This is a genomic window from Psychrobacter sp. FME13 (assembly GCF_014861395.1).
Lineage (GTDB): Bacteria > Pseudomonadota > Gammaproteobacteria > Pseudomonadales > Moraxellaceae > Psychrobacter.
Genome location: NZ_RRYV01000414.1, coordinates 1 through 318 on the forward strand (window position 1 = coordinate 1; position 318 = coordinate 318).

At 54.1% G+C, this 318-nt stretch carries 1 protein-coding gene; it reads left to right on the forward strand.

Annotation, left to right across the window (positions count from 1 at the left end; all coding sequences use genetic code 11):
- Positions 1-318: hypothetical protein (locus EI164_RS16835; protein WP_192521090.1), on the forward strand; the 318-nt coding region annotated here is incomplete at both ends.

A 318-nucleotide genomic window follows, 5' to 3' on the forward strand; every position in this document is an offset into this window, starting at 1 on the left:
ACCGTGCCACCCATATCGTACACTTGGCACGCAACAGTCTGGCACACGTGACAGGTCTAACCATCAGTCGTCGCCATCATGAACGTCATGCCTCCACTCTAGAGGCAGGCATTCACTTAACCCAGCTGCGTCTGATTACCGCAGACACGCCATGGGTGGGTAGCTTATATAGCAAACGCGTGCTACCGCCAATGACTGGTATCACAGATGCTCAAAGCGATACCGACAGTCGCAATCATATGACCCCGACCAAAAGCTATCTACTGGACAGCCCTGCCCAACCTATCAATCGGACAGAGGCCCAAGCAGGGGCCAACT